At 38.9% G+C, this 16,480-nt stretch carries 16 protein-coding genes and 4 pseudogenes; 16 read left to right on the forward strand and 4 right to left on the reverse strand.

The genetic code is table 11. The features are described 5' to 3' along the window. Window positions 1-130: 130 nt before the first annotated feature. Window positions 131-706, reverse strand: a complete 576-nt coding sequence (locus NSS66_RS23725) for a TetR/AcrR family transcriptional regulator (RefSeq protein WP_068939620.1) — start codon at window positions 704-706, stop codon at window positions 131-133. 177 nt (window positions 707-883) lie between these two features. Between NSS66_RS23725 and NSS66_RS23730 the strand changes: the two genes are divergently transcribed. From NSS66_RS23730 to NSS66_RS23770, 9 genes are all read left to right on the forward strand, one after another. Then, window positions 884-1,624 (forward strand): SDR family oxidoreductase, encoded by a 741-nt coding sequence (locus tag NSS66_RS23730; RefSeq protein ID WP_028541588.1) that lies wholly within the window; start codon window positions 884-886, stop codon window positions 1,622-1,624. 1,485 nt (window positions 1,625-3,109) lie between these two features. Continuing rightward, window positions 3,110-3,412 (forward strand): PTS sugar transporter subunit IIB, encoded by a 303-nt coding sequence (locus NSS66_RS23735; RefSeq protein WP_034095039.1) that lies wholly within the window; start codon window positions 3,110-3,112, stop codon window positions 3,410-3,412. A 14-nt stretch (window positions 3,413-3,426) separates the two neighbouring features. Continuing rightward, on the forward strand, window positions 3,427-4,680 hold the full coding sequence (locus NSS66_RS23740) for a PTS transporter subunit IIC (protein WP_023988790.1): 1,254 nt from the start codon (window positions 3,427-3,429) through the stop codon (window positions 4,678-4,680). 22 nt (window positions 4,681-4,702) lie between these two features. Beyond that, on the forward strand, window positions 4,703-5,368 hold the full coding sequence (rpe, locus tag NSS66_RS23745; RefSeq protein WP_053325504.1) for a ribulose-phosphate 3-epimerase: 666 nt from the start codon (window positions 4,703-4,705) through the stop codon (window positions 5,366-5,368). Beyond that, window positions 5,365-6,417: a galactitol-1-phosphate 5-dehydrogenase gene (locus NSS66_RS23750; RefSeq protein WP_023988788.1), complete on the forward strand. Its 1,053-nt coding sequence runs from the start codon at window positions 5,365-5,367 to the stop codon at window positions 6,415-6,417. The genes rpe and NSS66_RS23750 overlap by 4 nt, the downstream gene beginning before the upstream one ends. A gap of 10 nt (window positions 6,418-6,427) precedes the next feature. Beyond that, window positions 6,428-6,991: a 6-phospho-3-hexuloisomerase gene (hxlB, locus tag NSS66_RS23755; protein ID WP_025722481.1), complete on the forward strand. Its 564-nt coding sequence runs from the start codon at window positions 6,428-6,430 to the stop codon at window positions 6,989-6,991. Window positions 6,992-7,152: 161 nt separating this feature from the next. Next, window positions 7,153-9,213 (forward strand): BglG family transcription antiterminator, encoded by a 2,061-nt coding sequence (locus tag NSS66_RS23760; protein ID WP_340857761.1) that lies wholly within the window; start codon window positions 7,153-7,155, stop codon window positions 9,211-9,213. A gap of 45 nt (window positions 9,214-9,258) precedes the next feature. Then, on the forward strand, window positions 9,259-9,732 hold the full coding sequence (locus NSS66_RS23765) for a PTS sugar transporter subunit IIA (RefSeq protein WP_023988785.1): 474 nt from the start codon (window positions 9,259-9,261) through the stop codon (window positions 9,730-9,732). Between the two features lie 37 nt (window positions 9,733-9,769). Continuing rightward, a complete protein-coding gene (locus NSS66_RS23770) occupies window positions 9,770-10,066 on the forward strand; it encodes a DUF6250 domain-containing protein (RefSeq protein WP_053325502.1) in 297 nt (98 codons plus the stop codon). A 371-nt stretch (window positions 10,067-10,437) separates the two neighbouring features. Here the strand turns inward: NSS66_RS23770 and NSS66_RS23775 are convergent. Beyond that, window positions 10,438-10,626: pseudogene (locus NSS66_RS23775) on the reverse strand (PfkB family carbohydrate kinase); the annotation flags it as partial. Between NSS66_RS23775 and NSS66_RS23780 the strand changes: the two are divergent. Beyond that, window positions 10,580-10,885 (forward strand): annotated as a pseudogene (locus NSS66_RS23780) (hypothetical protein); the annotation flags it as partial. The pseudogenes NSS66_RS23775 and NSS66_RS23780 overlap by 47 nt on opposite strands. A 168-nt stretch (window positions 10,886-11,053) precedes the next feature. Here the strand turns inward: NSS66_RS23780 and NSS66_RS23785 are convergent. After that, entirely contained in the window at window positions 11,054-12,358 is a 1,305-nt protein-coding gene (locus NSS66_RS23785; RefSeq protein ID WP_071558271.1) for a pectate lyase family protein, read from the reverse strand. 99 nt (window positions 12,359-12,457) lie between these two features. On the opposite strand from NSS66_RS23785, the gene NSS66_RS23790 reads away from it, so the two are divergent. After that, on the forward strand, window positions 12,458-12,910 hold the full coding sequence (locus tag NSS66_RS23790) for a hypothetical protein (RefSeq protein ID WP_167348630.1): 453 nt from the start codon (window positions 12,458-12,460) through the stop codon (window positions 12,908-12,910). A gap of 279 nt (window positions 12,911-13,189) precedes the next feature. Here the strand turns inward: NSS66_RS23790 and NSS66_RS23795 are convergent. After that, window positions 13,190-13,362 (reverse strand): annotated as a pseudogene (locus NSS66_RS23795) (TetR-like C-terminal domain-containing protein); the annotation flags it as partial. A 918-nt stretch (window positions 13,363-14,280) separates the two neighbouring features. Here NSS66_RS23795 and NSS66_RS23800 point away from each other — a divergent pair. The 5 genes and pseudogenes from NSS66_RS23800 to NSS66_RS23820 form a co-directional block, all read left to right on the forward strand. Continuing rightward, window positions 14,281-14,622: a DMT family transporter gene (locus tag NSS66_RS23800; RefSeq protein WP_264453744.1), complete on the forward strand. Its 342-nt coding sequence runs from the start codon at window positions 14,281-14,283 to the stop codon at window positions 14,620-14,622. A gap of 3 nt (window positions 14,623-14,625) precedes the next feature. Then, window positions 14,626-14,940, forward strand: a complete 315-nt coding sequence (locus NSS66_RS23805; RefSeq protein ID WP_053325498.1) for a DMT family transporter — start codon at window positions 14,626-14,628, stop codon at window positions 14,938-14,940. A 99-nt stretch (window positions 14,941-15,039) separates the two neighbouring features. Beyond that, on the forward strand, window positions 15,040-15,615 hold the full coding sequence (locus NSS66_RS23810) for a TetR/AcrR family transcriptional regulator (protein WP_053325497.1): 576 nt from the start codon (window positions 15,040-15,042) through the stop codon (window positions 15,613-15,615). 106 nt (window positions 15,616-15,721) lie between these two features. Continuing rightward, the gene (locus NSS66_RS23815) at window positions 15,722-16,066 is read left to right on the forward strand and encodes an Asp23/Gls24 family envelope stress response protein (protein WP_053325496.1); all 345 of its coding nucleotides are present in this window, start codon (window positions 15,722-15,724) and stop codon (window positions 16,064-16,066) included. Between the two features lie 140 nt (window positions 16,067-16,206). Continuing rightward, window positions 16,207-16,464, forward strand: a pseudogene (locus NSS66_RS23820) (acetyltransferase); the annotation flags it as partial. Window positions 16,465-16,480: the final 16 nt, after the last annotated feature.

Below are 16,480 nucleotides of genomic sequence, written 5' to 3' on the forward strand. Positions count from 1 at the left end.
GCTTATGGGCAGGTTAGTGGAATTAATGTAAAGAAGGGAACACTTCATAACCGTGGCCTAGAATTGCCGAACCCCATTAGGTAGCGTTTGCGTAAAAGCGAAAGGATAAAGTTCTGAGATACATTCAATGCTACTTCGGATAAACTTGATTCTTTTCAAATAAATTCCTAACCTGATCGGCCATAAATTGTGTGGAATGCGGCATTTGATGACGTACCCACCACTCCACAATGCCAATAAAAGCAGAGGCCATGAATTGGGCTTTTAACTCATTGTCGATAACGGGCTTATTGTCAGTACTTTCCATTTTATTCATAAGATTGACTGAGATGAAATTCAGCAATCGGTCCCGGAATAGAAAGGCTCTTTGATTGGAAAACATAGCAGAGAAAAACTGGAAATTGTCACGCAAATAATCAAAAACCGGTTTGGGCTCTTGTACCATTCCTTGGCTAAGCGGATTGGCCTCCCGTTTCTTGCACAACGAGATCAATTCGTTGATGTGATCTTCAATGCATTTATCCAAAAGGTCGTATTTGTCACTGTAATGCAGATAAACGGTGCCGCGGTTAACATTGGCACGCTCCGCTATCTCGTTAATAGTGATTTGTTCAAAATCTTTTTCCGAAAAAAGCTCCAGAAACGACTTCGTTATGGACTGCTTGGTTCGGAGAATGCGTCGGTCGGTTTTAACAGCGTTTTCCATTCCTTTCGTTACCTCCTTCAGTTAATCAACAATTCTTAGGGTGTTGTTGTATATAAAACAAATACGCATCCATTAACCATTGAGTAATCGGGGCTTCTGTCTATAATATTAATCAACGACCGTTAAATATTCAACACACGTCACCAAGAAAAATTTTGGGTAAAGGAGCATTTAACAATGGAAAATATACGAGATAAAGTGGTGATTATAACTGGAGCCTCCAGCGGAATAGGGGAAGCTACAGCGAAGTTGTTGGCACAAAATGGCGCAAAGGTGGTATTGGCAGCCAGAAGAGAGGAACGTCTGCATGCGATTGCTAATGAAATTAAACAGGGTGGCGGCGAGGCCGTTTCTGTAAAAGCAGACGTCGTTTCTGCCGAAGATATGCAGAATTTGGCCAAGTTTACCTTAAGTGTGTATGGCCGAATTGATGTATTGGTGAACAATGCAGGGGTCATGCCGAGTTCCAGGCTGAATGAATTAAGAGTAGAAGAGTGGGATCAAATGATCGATGTGAACATCAAAGGCGTTTTATACGGTATCGCAGCGGTATTGCCTACCATGCGGGAGCAGCAGTCCGGTCATATCATTAACCTATCCTCTACAGCCGGTTATCATGTGTCCCCTACAAATGCCGTATACGCGGCCACCAAGTTCGCAGTTAGAGCCATCTCGGAAGGGCTGCGCTTGGAAGAGTCTTCGACTTCGCGTATTAGATCTACCTTGATTGCTCCTGGTCTGACGAAGACCGAACTTTTTGACAGCATTACCAGCCCGGAAGTGCAGACGATCGCCAATCAAATAAGCGGCATAGGGATTTCTCCTTACAGTATTGCTAGAGCCATCGCGTTTGCCATTAATGAACCTGATGACACCCTAATCAGTGAAATTATGGTTAGGCCGACCGCGTTGCCTTGAACATTTCCAAACAAGATGATAGGGAATTTTCCTTATGGCTGAAAATCAAAATACTGGTCATCCACCATCTAAGGCTATTATCCAACTGTAAGCTGATAACGGAAAGATGAATTTACTTTATATATAACAAGAGCTATCATGTTAAATTGTTTTTTGAACTAACTGGGAACGTTAGTTCAATGAAACAGCGACAGTCTAGGACTTTATTTTCTGTCGCTGTTTCAATTTCTAGGGTAAGTCTAAAACTTATTTTATGGAGTCTGACGGTATGACAATTCAAAAAGCCGCGCGGAATAAGAACATCCAGTCTAATCGGGAGACAAGAACATGGTCCCATTGAAAGTCACTATTATAGCGGCTTTTTTGTTTTATCGGTACAGGTTCTTGTCCCGATTGCCGTAATGAACACAAACATGATCCAATTAACAATTAGACATTTATCTATACATTTGTAAAATAGCAAATGTCGTTATGCTTACCTCAGAAATTTCAGAGTAAGACTTTAAATTTCATCAGTGGGGAGACGATTGCCCCTGATCCGCCCCAAATGCTCTTCTACTGCCATCTGCAGGAGCGCTAGAAGCTTTACTACAAAACCGCAGTGAAAGAAACAGACCACTTCAGATTGAAGTAAAAGTAATTTAAGTAATTTAGTTTAAGAAAAAGGAATGCTTAAAGTCGATCTGAAAAATGCCTGTTAGTGGTCGTGGAGCACTTAGTGATCTTAATGCACCTTCATATCTATTCTCTATATTAACTGACCCTCGCATCAAAAACATCGAATAAGATTGATCAAGGAGTGGATTTTGAATAATGATGTCTTTAACCCACAGTAACAACCATCATCAGATTCCAAGTGGTTTTTCGAGCACATTTTAACAATCTGCGAAAATGATCGTCAATCGAATTGATTTAATTTGACATAGGCTTAACAAAATTAATAAACTTCTTGGTTTCGAGGGGGGATTGGAGAAATGTAGCTGTAGTTCAGCTAAACCTGGAGCTGTCATATATACGAGTGAGACAAAATGGGATCAACCTGGGCAATACCAAATCTGCGCTGCTAAGTGTCATTTCCTCCGTTGTGGCAGATGTGGGTTCCTCTCCATAGGACGTCATGTACCAGGATTCATCATCTCTCACGTCTACATGTTGCAGCTCAGCCTCGTCTACCGTTGTACCCAACCCGGAACTCGTTGATACGATTGAATTCATTGGAATAGATGGATTTTAACCTCAAAAATATCGAGGGAAAATCATTTTTTTCATCACTATATTGTACAACCTGTTGTCTATAAAGTGGGATGTAAACGAATACAACAATTGAATTCATCATGTTATTATGAATCCACAGCAAGAAAGAAGTTAATCCTGCTGAGTAAAAGGAAATATAAAACAATTTGCAAGGAGGATTTTTTCAACCCTTTGGGATTGGAAATGGATTTAAAACTAGCTTCGAAAACTAACATACCAGGAGGAATTAACATGTCAAATTCAAAAATTAAAATCGCCGTAGCTTGTGGAAGCGGAGTAGCAACTTCTACTATCGCAGCAGATGGAGTGAAAGAGGTATTAAAAGAAGCAGGAATTGAACATTACGATATCATTAAAACGAGTATGACGGAATTACCGAATATTATTGACAACGTCGATATTGTTCTGACAACTAATAATTTTAAAACCGATGAAAAGCCATATATGAACATCATGGGATTTGTAACAGGGCTTAATGAAGAAAAATTGAAAAATCAATTGGCTGAAAAACTGCTGGATTTAAAAAATAGTTAAGGTGGTAGATCATAATGGATACTGTGCATAATATTATTAAATCTATTACTGATATGGGAGCAACAGCTATTTTACCAATAATAATCACCGTATTAGGTCTAGTTTTTCGAATGAAAATTGGAAACGCTATCAAATCAGGCCTTTTAGTTGGGGTAGGCTTCTTAGGTTTAACATTAGTTGTTGGCTTGCTCAATTCCTCCCTAAAACCGGCAGTTGATTATTATGCAAAAATCGGTTCTGGATTTACAATTGCAGATATTGGATGGCCAGCTGTAGGGGCGGCATCTTGGGTGCCTCCTTTTGCAGCATTAGCAATTCCTCTTGGTTTAATTATTAATCTAGTATTAGTTCGACTTAGATGGACAAAAACGTTAAATGTGGATATATGGAATTACATGCATTTTCTAATTCCAGGAGCTTTGGCTTACTTTCTTTTTGACAGTTTCTGGTTAGGGTTGGTAGTAACATTGGTGATGTCTGTTATTGCTCTATTCGTTGGTGATTTAATTGCTTCAAAATGGCAAGAATACTTTGGTTTAGAAGGTACAACCTGCACAACTATTATTTATTCAGCTTGGGGTTATCCGATTGCCTGGCTGGTAAATAGAATCATTGATTTCATTCCTGGTTTAAATAAATTGGAGTTTTCTCTGAGTAAAATTAATAAAAAAATAGGCGTTCTCGGGGACCCAGTTATTATTGGATTTATTGTTGGATTAGTTTTAGGGGCAATTACTAAAAGACCTGTTACAGAGATAGTGACTATGGCCACAGGGATAGCTGGAGTTATGGTATTAATGCCTAAAGTTGTTGGAGTGATGATGGACGGGCTATCTCCAATTGGGAAATCGGCAAAAGACTTTATGATTAAACGCATGGGGAATAACTCCAATCTAAATGTGGGGATGGATATTGCGCTAGGCTTAGGCGATCCGACTACTATTACAACTACAGTCGTTTCTATTCCAATTGTTATGTTATTGGCACTCATTTTACCTGGAGTTCAGTTCTTTCCAATAGGACTGTTAATGTCTGTTACCTATATTTCTGTAATGTGTACGTTAACAAGTAAAGGAAATCTATTCCGTTCTATTGTGTCGACAGTAGTATTTTGTATTATCACATTTTATTTGGCAGGATTTGTTGCACCAGGTGCAACACAGATGCTTAACAGCGCAGGTGTCGAGTTAAAAGGTTTAGGGACAGATGTTACTTTTTCTGAGATATGGAACTTATTAATTTATTGGGTAAGCACTTTAGTTAAATAAAGACTAGAGAAGAGGAAAAATAATGAATCTGATTTTACCTTCAATATTTGCAGCAGATTTAATGAACTTAAAAAGTGAATGCGATGTTTTATATGAAGAAGGATTTCAAGTACTTCATGTAGATATGATGGACGGAAATTTCGTCCCTCATATCGCATTTGGTCCAGAACAAATTAAAAATATAAAAAAACAAGTGAATATGAAATTAGATGTTCACATGATGGTATCAGCCCCAGAGCAGCATATAGCGAGTGTGTTGGACACTGGAGCAGAAATGATATCAGTTCACTATGAATCAACTCCTCATATTCGTTTTGTCATTGATCAGATTAAGCAACATGGAAGGAAAGCAGGGATCGTCATTAATCCTGGGACGGACACCTTTTTATTGAAACCTTTTCTAAACATCATTGACTATGTTCTAGTTATGTCGATCAATCCAGGAAGACCTAATCAAGTTTTTATGGAAGAAACGATTGATAGAATAAGAGAACTGAAAGTAATGATAGGTCAACGAGATATTCAGATCGAAGTTGATGGTGGAGTCGATGAGAGTATAGCTAGTCAATGTATCGAAGCTGGAGCATCTTTGGTTGTCATCGGATCATATTTATTTTCGAATAACAAAGCACATGTGAAGAATTTGAAAAGTCTAGAACATGGAGAGAGAAAGGATGAGAGAAAATGAAATCATTAAAACTGTATGGTGCCAGAGACATACGTTTTGGAGGAGCGGAAAAACCTCAAATACTGGATGGAAAAGATGTCATTGTAAAAATAAAAGCATGTGGCATTTGTGGATCTGATATCTCTCGATATAAAAAATTGGGTGCAGTCACACCTGGTCAGGTATGGGGACATGAATTTGCAGGTGTTGTAGAACAAGTTGGCGATCAAGTAACAGATCTAAAAGTTGGAGACCATGTTGCTGGATGTCCAGCACTAATTGAAGAAGATGATTATTATTATCGAGCAGGTCAACCAGCTAGAGCGAATTCATTGCATGCAATAGGTGCTAAGGAACCTGGTGGATTCGCCGAATACATTAAACTCCCAGAGAAGAATTTAGTTAAAGTACCTGATGATTTGGATTTCGAATCAGCTTCTATGGTAGAACCTTCTACTGTAGTTTTACATGGGTATTATCGAACCAATCTATCGGTGGGCGACGATGTGGTCATTGTTGGAGCAGGGGGAACCATTGGGTTGTTTGCTGTTCAATGGGCAAAAATATTTGGCGCGAAAAAAGTAATTGCGGTTGATATTGATGATGAAAAACTTCAAATTGCGAAGGAATTAGGCGCCGATTATACGATAAATTCTCTGAATGAAGATGTTCTGACAAAGGTCGCTGAATATACGGATGGCATGAATGCAGATATTGTAGTTGAAGCAGCTGGAACGCCCCATACAGCAGCAACTGTGTTTGGTTACGCCAAAAAAGGCGGCGGAGTTGTGTTCCTAGGTATCCCTTATGCAGACGTTGCGATGGAAAGATTTTATTTTGAAAAAATCCTAAGAAGTGAGTTAACCGTGTGGGGATCATGGAGTTGTGTATCCGCACCATTCCCAGGTAAGGAATGGGCAACGACTGTTCACTTTATGCACAATAACAGATTAAATACTAAAAAAATGATTACACATCGTATACCGCTTGAAGAAGGTTCAGAAATGTTTGAACGATTAATGGAAAGAAAAGAACTTATCGGCAAGGTAATCATGTATCCAGAAAGCTGAAGGTGAACTTATGGACAAATTAATTAAACAAATGGAAGTCATTATGAAAGAATTAGAAAGAAGTATTTCCTTAATGAATGTTGGTGAAAGTGAACAAATTCTACAAGTCTTGTATAATACAAAGCGGATTTTCCTTGCTGGTTCAGGGAGATCAGGTTTAGCGATCCGTGCTTTCGCTAATCGACTGTTGCACTTAGGTAAAACGGTTTATATTGTTGGTGATATTACTACTCCAAGCATTCAAGCAGAGGATATTTTATTTATTGGTTCTGGTTCAGGAGAAACCGCTGGTCTAATAGTAAATGCAAAAAAAGCAAAGCAATCAGGAGCAAAGGTAATTCTTAATACAACGAATTCGCAGTCGACTTTGGGGAAACTAGCTGATTACATGCTTTTAATTAATGTTGACAATAAAGAAACGGATACTGATTTAATGGAATCTTCTATTCAACCAATGGGATCGGCATTTGAGCAATTAAGTCTTCTCTTGTATGATGCGATTGTTTTGGAATGGGTAGCTAATTTTAATGAAACCTATGATGACATGAAATTAAGACATGCTAATTTGGAATAAACGTTTGATTTGAGGCAGAACAAAATTTCGATTCTTCACAGAGCGCCTCCAAGACCAAAGATTAAATTGAGTAATTTGAATACGACCTAAACTTGAAGCCTCTTATATAATCCTCTGGAGCTGTCAATATTATTATTAACAAGGAAGGAGGAGAGAGAGCCATGCAGCTTGATGATAGAAGCAGCAGCTTGCTGCAAGAATTGTTATCAAATCCAAGTGTGAAGAGTAAGAACTTGGAACATAAGTATGGTTTAAGCCGCAGGCAAATCAGTTACAGCCTTGAAAAAATCAATGACTGGTTAGAGGGCCAACGCCTACCAAAAATTGAACGGAATAAACAGGGTGTTTTTATTGTTGATGCTACTCTCTTCTCTGCTGTGCCTAATGAAGTAAACAAGCCTTCGACAAAAAAATATATTTTTTCTGAAGCAGAGCGAGTAGAACTTATTATTCTGATCCTACTGAGTCGTAGTGAAGAATTATCTTTATTTCATTTTACCAGTTCCATTTACGTAAGCAAGAATACCATACTAAATGATCTAAAAGCAGCACAAGAATTAGTCGAACCTTATGATCTTAGTATCCGTTATTCCCGGTTATCTGGTTACTCAATTGAGGGTGTTGAATTTCAAAAAAGAAAGTTATTGATTGATGTCGTTAACAAAATTCATCACATGTACAATGGGGAAAAATGGGTTCAACAGTTAGCAGAGATCACTGAAAAAGAAGTGCAACAGATTCATGAACGTCTTGAAAAGATTGAAAGCCATCTGAGCTTGAAATTTACAGATGATAAGATGAAGACTTTGCCGCATATCCTACTGATCTTGCTGCGAAGAATCAAACTTGGGAAAACAATAAATTCCTTTCATATTAGCTATGAAGAATTATCGGATACCAAGGAGTACCAAGCGGTTCAAGAACTACTATCGGATTTGGTGCATATCCCGACCGAGGAAAGATTATTCATAACGCTGCAAATTCTTACGACGAATGTTTCCTCATCTGAGCTCCTTGGGGAAGACATTGTATCAGATTTAAATCAGGCATTGAAAAAGATGCTGGAGCGATTCGAGAAAATGTCCTGCATCCTCTTACAAGACAAAAAGCAGTTGTTGCATATGATCATGCTGCATATAAAACCTGCATATTATCGCATTAAATACAAACTTACTATTACTAATCCACTACAAGAAACAATTAATAGTGAATTCATAGAACTGCACCACCTTGTAAAAAAGTCAGCAAAACCTTTAGCTGATTACATTGGCTGTGATATTCCAGATAGTGAATGCACTTATTTAACGATGCTGATAGGCGGTTGGTTAACAAAGCAAGGAGACAGCATTCTGAGTAAAACAAAAGCAGTAGTGGTTTGCGCTAACGGAGTATCCGTTTCTAAGCTTTTACTAATTACTTTGAATGATTTATTTCCTGAATTCATTTTTTTGGATTCCTTATCTGTGAGAGAATTCAAGATGTATGATTTGGAATATGACATTGTTTTTTCTTCCGTATATCTGCAAACGAACAAACGACTATTTATAGTCAAGCCAATATTACAAAAGGAAGAAAAGATCTCTCTACGAAAACAAGTGATGGAATTATTGCATGGATTCACTCCATCTGAATTAAGTTTGAAAAATATTCTGGAGATCGTTGAGAAATATGCAACCGTTCAGAACAGGCAACTTCTTGCAAAGGAATTACAACACTACTTTACAAGCCATCACTCGTTGTCTTTCAAATCACAACCCGAATTACAAAAGACAAATTTGCATGACCTGATAACGCCGGAGAATATTACATTGCTTCCTTCAGTATCATCTTGGGAAGAGGCTATACGATTAGGGGCGCTACCGCTGCTGCTTCAAGGGAGTATCCAACCTTCTTATGTAGAAGCTATGATCCAACATTACGATGTGGAAGATCCGTATATCATTATTAGCCCAAATGTGGCAATTCCTCATGATAGTCCTGAAAGTGGGGTAAACGAAGTAGCTATGAGCTTGCTCCGTTTAGAGCAAGGCGTTGAATTTGCAAGAAATAGGCCGATAAACATCGTTATTATCATAGCCGCTGTCGATAAACAACAGCACTTAAGGGCATTGGTTCAGTTAATGAAACTTGTTGAAAGTAAAGATGATTGTGAAGCTATCATTCAAGCCCAAAGTGCAATGGATATCCATAGTATCATCAAAAAATATGGTACGGATTATTAAAAAGATATCTATGTTTTCCGATTTTTATAAAAGGGAGTAATTATTATGAGCGCAAAAACGATAAATGGACTCGTGTTTGATCAGGATTTAATTCAACTGCACGCACGTTACGATTCGAGGGAAGAGCTTATCAAAAGCTTTGGAAAAAAGATAGAAGAGAAAAATTATGCCAAAAAAGGATATACAGAATCTTTGCTTCAACGTGAAATCGAATATCCGACCGGAATCAACATGGGGACAATTGGTATAGCAATTCCACATACAAATAAAGAATTCGTTAACGAAACTGCTATTGCCGTTGCAGTTTTAGATAATAGCATAGAGTTCGAGGATATGGGGGGATCTGATGTAACTGTCAACGCAGAAATTGTGATGGTACTTGTAGTAAAAAATCCTAAGATGCACATCTCATTTTTAAAGAACTTAACAAGTTTGTTTCAAGAAGAAAAATTCGTTAAACGTTTTCAAAATGCAACTAATCCTGCCGAGATCGAGGAAATACTCTTGAAGTTGCTTTAATAGAGACACATAAAATAATGTTGTAAAATTAATTAAATTGGTTGATGGGACCGGATATGAAATTGCGACATATAACAATGATGGAAAACTGGATTTACAGCCAAATACAGATTATCATCTCAAAGTAGAAGCGCAAGGCAATATCACTAAGGTTTATTTGAACAATAAATTAGTTATCGACACAAAAGATCAAACTTATAAAGAAGGATACTTTGGTCTCAATGTATATATATTCTTACCTTCAGTCAGTCATTTTCATCGACCTATCAATTATAAGGACGCGATGCTCTCGCTTCATTTTATTAATCGAGAGCAACAGGGATGCGCATCATAAATAATAAGTTTGAATTTTCACCAAGCTTTCCGTCATTCATTGGAAGGTGCCCTGATCAGTAGCATCTTTCCAATGAATGACGGACCTCTACATAAAAAGGTGTCCAGCGACCTTAGAGATAGTGGGACACCTTTTGCTGTTTTTACGCTTCATTCCTTGATTCAACCTTGCGCTACGAAACGATTAACTTCTTCCAACGACGGCAAGGCAGCAATCGCTCCAACTTTAGTACACACGATGGCGCCGACTTGATTGGCAAGTGTCACAAATTCCTCCTGCTGCTTCGCGTTGGAGGTAAATGCCTTAGGCTGACTCAGCTAGCCCTGTAATGATGTTTAATTCCTCTTCTGGATATTGTGATAAATTCCTCCAGCCTGCCGGGTCCATTCTCTATCAATGTCCTGCAGAGACAGCTGACGGTCAGCTCCGCGATTGAACACGAAATCCCGTTCGCCGTTAGCGGTAAGGGAAACAAAGGCCAGTGTAGTCGGAGTTGCCGGATCAAAAAGGAGCATGGACGTATCCACATGGTGCTCATCCAGAAAGGCTGAAACAAAAAAAGGTGGGATCTCAAACAGTTATTATAGGGAGACATACAGGCCTCAATTTCATTATTCTCCTGAGAAAAATTGGATGAACGATCCTAACGGCTTGGTTTACCATGAGGGAGAGTACCACCTGTTCTACCAGCATACGCCCCATGATACGCGGCCTGACTTTGGTCGCATGTATTGGGGAGAACTCCCACCGACAATTCTGCCTGGAGAGGACGGAGCGAGCTTCTCGGGAAGTGCGGTGGTGGATAAGAACAGTACAAGCTGACTTTTCAACGAAGAAGGATCAGGCTTGATTGCAATTTATACGAATGAGGGCAATCGAAAAACGTTTGAGCAGATCTTTTCATTGGACATCAGATACCTATAATCTTAGGAGGTACCCAAGTCAGAATGCTGGACTGTACTAGATCTTGTTAAAGAGCATTAAAGACTACTCCAACTCAATTGAAAATTGATACAACCATTCGTCAATGCTGTGGTCAGGTACATTTAAAGCACGGTAGGTCGCTGGAACATCCGGGTATCCCCCTACATCTTCCTGACTATCAATTATCTTTCCTCGACCAGTCAGAAAATCGGAGATAATTCGTTGATCTGTTGCATCCCGGTCCTGCGGCCTTGCTCCTGCATGCTCAGTGACCTCCTTTACTACTTCTGAGGCAGCTAGTGCTTCAAGTCCTTCAACCCAAACAGGTGGATTGTCAAGTTCCTTGATTCCGCCAAAAGTCAGCGGGACTGACTTGCCATTACGGTCATAAGCAAGATTATCTTTGAGATAAGCCCAGCCGCTTTTACTGTTCGTTCCGACAATTCCTAACCCTTTAATCGTATCTACTCCATGCCGCATGTAATTCCCGACGATACTGACTCTAGGGCCTTCCGGTTTGATCCCCGTATCCGTCCATTCATTCTCCACGAATCCGAGTCGAATTGCCCATTTTCCTGGATTATAAATGACATTGTTAACAATTACGCCCGTCGAGAATGCTTTGAACCACGGATTACGTTCCATGTTATGGGCATAAAGGTTTCCGATGACTGCCACGTCCTGGACGTAATCATGAACGAGCGTGCCCATGGAATGGGGGCCCTTCTCATGAACGGAATTATACAGGCCTTCGGCGATAATACTATTACTGAGTGTTACACGGTGGGTAGTCGCCTTGGTTCCGCTGGTACGAGGACCTGAGAAGGACATGTTCTCATCCACTCCCCAAGAAAAGGAGCAATGGTCAATGACAATGTTATAAGCGGAGGCTCCGTAAGTGGATACATCTGGTTCAAAGCCTGCGCCTTGAGTGCTGTCACCGTTGCCCATCCGAAACCGGACGTGCTGCATCAACACATCATGCGTTCTGATCTGCATACCTCCCTGGATGAATGTAATGCCAGGGGAGGGAGCCGTTTGACCTGCGATGGTCACGTAGGGTTCTCTTAGCTCAAGACGCTCCTTTTCTAGATTTATGACACCGCCGACTTCAAATACAATAATCCGCGGTCCCTTGGTTTCTAATGCCGCACGAAATGAGCCTTGCCCGTCATTGTTCAGGTTGGTCACTTTGATTATTTTTCCGCCCCGGCCTGCTGAAGTGTCAGTCCCGTATCCCACGGCTCCCGGGAACACCGGTTGTGCTCCGGCTTCACCCGCTGTTACAGCCCCCATCATCCATATCCACAACAACAACATACATAAGCCTACCTTCCATCCTTGTTGCAAACAGCTTCGTACATCCATTTAGGATATTCCTCCTTTTTTTCTCATGCTAAGGATAATATATATATCCTAATATAGCTTTTTTTGAAAGTGGTTCCAACTATTTCAGCATAAAAAGATTTGAATCAGCCGTTTTTGTCGAATCTATCGCTGGCTGTATCAGGCCGCCTTGCCCAAGCGAATATGGAGGTGCTACGGAACAAAGTTAAGCGGAGGATGTCTGTTAATAATTACTCTAAAAAAGAAAGGGATTTAGTAGGCTTGAGAAAAAATCTTTTTAAAGTTACTTTAATAATTTTAAGTATAATCATATCTATTATTTTGTTATTTATTGTTTATGTGACACAAGTTGAAAAACGCAGTATTCAAAGCAAGGTAATAGAAATATCTATGTCTTTAAGCGGATTAAAGAATGAGCCTACACAATTCAAGGAAGCTGCAATTAATAATAATGAAAAGCCATATATTATTCCGAAGGACGTAAAATTTACAGCTAATGTTGAGTTGCAAACAATTGATAATATGGAAGTATTCTCTCTAAGTAATAAAGATCAGAAAAGTGAAAAGCGGTAAGAAATGGGCTGGGCACACCAATACAAGTAATCAAATGAATTGATAAAGAAAAGGATTGAGATATTACGAATGCTTGGGTAGTTCAGCAAAGTATTGGACAAACAGACTGGTTAGAGCCCGTAACCGAGGAAGTGTATATAATAAACTCTAATAAAAAATGAAAAAAACACTAAAACAACGGCAGCCGATCGTCTGCTGTTGTTTTAGTGTTTCGTTGTATACTGTAACCTTTATGGAAAAGGGAAACTGCCTCTTTCTTGACAGAACAGCTATTCGCGCTCAAAAGGCTGCAGATATAAGGATGACGAGAACTACCCTTTCTAACAAGGACCCAACTTGCGTAGCCATGACTTGCGGTGATAGGGCATTCCATTTCGAATCCACCATTCAATGACCCCTACATAAGCAATCCCAGCATATTGCAATATCACATCTTCGAATAAATCCGTGTCTGAGATCATCAAAAATTCTTTTAATATTATCTCTAAGCAAATATACTGTGTTGACCCTATTCCGAGTTGGTCGAAAGGAAGGGTTGTTGTCATAGGAGATGCGCACACACAATAAACCCGAATACTGGATATGGAAGCTCAGTGGCCTTGGAAGACGCGCTATACTTAGCGAAGATGTTACAGAAACATCATTATACCGACGTATTTCGAAACGAATCGTAAAGATCGTATAAAGGCTATTCAGGATACCGTAAAAACCTTTGATGTAAATAAAGGGTTTGATTTTAGTAATGGTTTTGATATTGGTATGTTTAGTGGAACCGGCATTGATCCAGAATACAAGGTTTATTGGAATAATTAATCCCCGAGTTTTCATAATTGGCCAATACCTCCATAGCTGTGGAGGTTATTTGGTTTGATCGGAAAAAGGATAGCATGAACAAAACGTTTGTCAATTTGTCTACTCTCAATAATTTTTACAATGTACTCTTCATGAATAACACGGAGATCCACGTGCAATCCTCAAGAATTTCTTCATAAAGAGTTCATTTCTTAATGATATGGGTGACATGAGGCACTTTAGCGATGCAGGCTGGATAAGAACATAGTCCCAAAATAATAAAAGTTGCAATTGAATTTTTTTTGGTTTACAATACACACAAATGATACAATATTCTATCAATAAATAAAGTTTTATTTCATTTTTAGCTTTGAGAGGAATGATGAAGGTGTAAAAAAGAAAGGTAATCCCCTAATCCCCGAGCTTATGAACCACATTAGTTGACGAAATCAAGCGGTCTACGTTTTTCGGGATGAACTAGGCCGTTTAAAGATAAATACTTTATTATAAGTTATTTATGTATGATGTGACAGCAGGATTGGGATGATTCTAATAATGACAGTTAAGGAGAGATTTTCATGGCATGGTTGTTTCTTATTGTTGGAGGAATTTTAGAGATAGGTTGGGCCTTAGGTTTGGCATTTTCAGATGGGTTTACAAAAATAGAAATTGTAATCCCTACTGTCATTCTAATGGTTGGAAGCTTCTATTTTTTTGCGAAATCCATAAAAATCCTACCTGTATCTACAGCCTATGCAGTTTTTACGGGACTTGGTTCTTTTGGTACCGCTCTTGTTGGAATGATTTTTTTAGGAGATAAAGTAAGTGCACTTAAAATAATGTTAGTGTGTACGCTGATTTTTTGTATTATAGGTCTAAAGTTAGTATCTAATCAACCAAAAGAAGAAGCAGGTGTATAGAATATGAGTTGGTTCTTTTTAGTTCTAGCAGGTTTATTTGAAGTTGGTGGGGTCATATTTTTGAAATTTTCAGAAGGTTTCACTAAACTGAAGCATACATTAACTTTCGCTTTGTTTCTCGGGTTAAGTTTTATTTTTCTTTCTTTGTCTTTAAGAGAAATTCCAATCAGTATTGGCTACGGGATCTGGACAGGTATTGGTGCCTCAGGAAGTGTACTGTTAGGTATGTATGTTTTCAAAGAGCCTAAGAATGTTAAAAAATTAGCATTCGTTGGCGGAATTATCTTTAGTATAGTTGGATTAAAGTTAGTATCCTAGCAATTAAAAAAACCAATAAATTTGAGGTGTGATTCCTGTTATACTTTCAAGTGAACCACTATTGAATGCAAAAAACATTTGCTCACCAAGAGGTGCGATATGAAGAAGCAAGAACTTACGTCAATTAAGCAAATACGATTGAATACTATTTTAGATGAAGCGACTAAGTGCTTGATTGAGAAGCCGAGTGCTTCCATGCATGAGATTGCCGAATCTGCAGGAATCGGCATTGCAACCTTGCATCGTTATGTTGAGAGCCGGGAACAATTGATGATTTATTTAGGGTTTCGTGCTATAGAAGTTGTTGCAGAGACTACGAAAGATATCAGGTTGGATGAAGAGAATTACGAAACCTATATTCCTGAGCTCATTGAGGCCTTGATTCCACTCGGTGATAAAATTTATTTTCTGAACCATGATGCTAGCGTCAATGCTAACAAAGAAATCGAGGAAGAAGATGAGAAGTTAAGAGAACCTATACTGCATGCAATTGGGTTTCTGCAACAGAAAGGGTATTTTCGTGAAAATATTGACAAGAACTGGATTGTCAATGTACTGTACTCACTTCTATTTCTTACTTGGCAGCAAGTAGTCGAAGGGAATATTGCCAGAAATTCCGCAGCTGAGTTGGTTGTGAATACTTTTTATCATGGTTTTAAAGAGCATAAATTGTAAGTGCACAGTGCTTAACAATGATACAATTTAGTTTCAAAAGATACATTATATATCATTCACAGGGAAGTAAACTTCTCTAATCAAGTATTGAAGGCGGGGATGATGTATGTTCATTGAAAATGCGATGGGGAAAATCAATATATCCAAACAAATTATTTCTAAAATTACTCTCAAATCAGCAAATGCTATTACCGGGATCACGTGTACATCAAATGGAATTATTGAAAATATTACTAGTCGCTTCGGCGGAAACAGTAGTCAAAATGGCATTGAGTTAAAGGAAACCGCTACGGGACTCGATATTCACTTATGCATAACCATTCAACACCGATTAAAAGTGCCAGAAGTCTGTAAGGTACTTCAATCGAATGTTAAGGAAGCTGTTGAAAATTTCACTGGAGTAAGCATTGACCGCGTTAATGTAACTATTGTGGGGGTATCCATTGATTGATCTCATACGGGAAACGTTAACCATTCATCAAACGAGAAGGTAGCCGATCAACTTGATCGACTACCTTTATCCGTTTTTTCTTGTATAAGAATCATTAGTAGGGGCGAACGGTTGTGGACAAGAGCATACATCTTGAAGTTATCCTAGATGTATGCGAGGTGCGGATAAGGGATAACTGTTTGTTGGGTCCTGGCGTTCATGTCTATACGGCACCACACCCCATAGATCCATATGAACGAATTAAAGACCCTGAAAATGGAGCACCTGTTTCTATTGGCAACAATGTTTGGGTATGCGGAAGAACTGTGTCGATTGGCCATAAAGTAATCGTCGCATCAGGAGGGGGGAATCCTGCCAAAGAGATCCGCTCGATAAATCTGAGTGAGGATCTTAACTAAGAAGAAATATATTTAG

Origin of the sequence: Paenibacillus sp. FSL R10-2748 (assembly GCF_038005565.1) — a bacterium.
Lineage (GTDB): Bacteria > Bacillota > Bacilli > Paenibacillales > Paenibacillaceae > Paenibacillus > Paenibacillus polymyxa_B.

Excerpts from the sequence above, each read along its gene's own strand:
- hxlB (WP_025722481.1), top strand. The coding sequence starts at position 6,428 with ATGGACAAATTAATTAAACAAATGGAAGTCATTATGAAAGAATTAGAA.
- NSS66_RS23760 (WP_340857761.1), top strand. The coding sequence starts at position 7,153 with ATGCAGCTTGATGATAGAAGCAGCAGCTTGCTGCAAGAATTGTTATCA.
- NSS66_RS23750 (WP_023988788.1), top strand. The coding sequence starts at position 5,365 with ATGAAATCATTAAAACTGTATGGTGCCAGAGACATACGTTTTGGAGGA.
- NSS66_RS23730 (WP_028541588.1), top strand. The coding sequence starts at position 884 with ATGGAAAATATACGAGATAAAGTGGTGATTATAACTGGAGCCTCCAGC.
- NSS66_RS23735 (WP_034095039.1), top strand. The coding sequence starts at position 3,110 with ATGTCAAATTCAAAAATTAAAATCGCCGTAGCTTGTGGAAGCGGAGTA.
- NSS66_RS23805 (WP_053325498.1), top strand. The coding sequence starts at position 14,626 with ATGAGTTGGTTCTTTTTAGTTCTAGCAGGTTTATTTGAAGTTGGTGGG.
- rpe (WP_053325504.1), top strand. The coding sequence starts at position 4,703 with ATGAATCTGATTTTACCTTCAATATTTGCAGCAGATTTAATGAACTTA.
- NSS66_RS23740 (WP_023988790.1), top strand. The coding sequence starts at position 3,427 with ATGGATACTGTGCATAATATTATTAAATCTATTACTGATATGGGAGCA.
- NSS66_RS23785 (WP_071558271.1), bottom strand. The coding sequence starts at position 12,358 with ATGGATGTACGAAGCTGTTTGCAACAAGGATGGAAGGTAGGCTTATGT.
- NSS66_RS23725 (WP_068939620.1), bottom strand. The coding sequence starts at position 706 with ATGGAAAACGCTGTTAAAACCGACCGACGCATTCTCCGAACCAAGCAG.
- NSS66_RS23810 (WP_053325497.1), top strand. The coding sequence starts at position 15,040 with ATGAAGAAGCAAGAACTTACGTCAATTAAGCAAATACGATTGAATACT.
- NSS66_RS23800 (WP_264453744.1), top strand. The coding sequence starts at position 14,281 with ATGGCATGGTTGTTTCTTATTGTTGGAGGAATTTTAGAGATAGGTTGG.
- NSS66_RS23815 (WP_053325496.1), top strand. The coding sequence starts at position 15,722 with ATGTTCATTGAAAATGCGATGGGGAAAATCAATATATCCAAACAAATT.
- NSS66_RS23765 (WP_023988785.1), top strand. The coding sequence starts at position 9,259 with ATGAGCGCAAAAACGATAAATGGACTCGTGTTTGATCAGGATTTAATT.